We start from the raw sequence: 1114 nt of genomic DNA, 5'->3' as shown, positions 1-1114 counted from the left end.
GTTATCAGGTATGTTTAAAGCTGTTCTGCTGGGCAATACCCTGCAGTTTCGGGTGATCGCTGAGGTATTTCAGGGAGGCTTTGTAGTCTTCCAGCAACAGTTCAGCGAAGTCCATTTCGAAGCCACGACGACACATAATACGCATCACCACGATGTCAGTGGCTTCACCGCCAAGGGTGAAGGCTGGAACCTGCCAGCCGCGCAGGCGCAGACGTTCAGAGAGGTCATACAGGGTGTATCCCGGATCTTCCCCGTCTTTCAGTTTGAAGCAAACCGCCGGGATACCTTCGTCCGGGCGACCGGTGCAGATGAACTCATACGGTCCCAGTTTAGCGATTTCATCCGCCAGGTAAGTGGCGACCTGATAAGAGGCATTCTGCACTTTGGTGTAGCCTTCACGACCGAGGCGCAGGAATTCATAGTACTGGGCAATCACCTGACCCGCCGGACGCGAGAAGTTGATGGCAAAAGTCCCGATTTGCCCACCGAGATAGTCAACGTTAAACACCAGCTCTTTCGGCAGTGCTTCTTCGTCACGCCAGATAACCCAGCCGCAGCCCAGCGGAGCCAGACCAAATTTATGACCAGAAGCACTGATCGATTTCACGCGTGGCAGGCGGAAGTCCCAGACGATATCCGGGGCGACGAACGGTGCCAGGAAGCCACCGCTGGCAGCGTCGATATGCATATCGATGTCGATACCGGTGTCGGCCTGGAATTTATCCAGCGCATCGTGCAGCGGTTGCGGAAACTCATAGTTACCGGTGTAGGTCACGCCGAAAGTCGGCACCACGCCGATGGTGTTTTCGTCGCAGGCCTCAATCATCCGTTTCGGATCCATAAACAACTGACCGGGGCGCATAGGGATCTCGCGCAGCTCCACATCCCAGTAACGGGCGAATTTATGCCAGCAGATTTGCACCGGACCGCACACAAGGTTTGGTTTATCGGTCGGTTTACCTGCGGCTTCCATACGCTTGCGCCAACGCCATTTCATCGCCATCCCGCCGAGCATACAGGCCTCGGAAGAACCAATGGTGTTGGTGCCAACGGCCTGACCGTTTTTCGGCGCAGGCGCGTGCCACAGATCAGCAACCATGTTTACGCAACGCAG

General features: G+C 55.8%; 1 protein-coding gene. It reads right to left on the bottom strand.

Going from position 1 to position 1114, the window contains the following annotated elements; translation table 11 throughout:
- Positions 1–4: 4 nt before the first annotated feature.
- The coding region (locus C7B16_RS24180; protein ID WP_098729146.1) for a glutamate decarboxylase at positions 5–1114 on the bottom strand (1110 nt) is incomplete at its 5' end.

The sequence above is a fragment of the Escherichia sp. 20412-1 genome (assembly GCF_003027595.1).
GTDB lineage: Bacteria > Pseudomonadota > Gammaproteobacteria > Enterobacterales > Enterobacteriaceae > Escherichia > Escherichia marmotae.
Note: the sequence above shows the minus strand (reverse complement) of the source record. Positions and strands in the feature narration are given on the sequence as shown.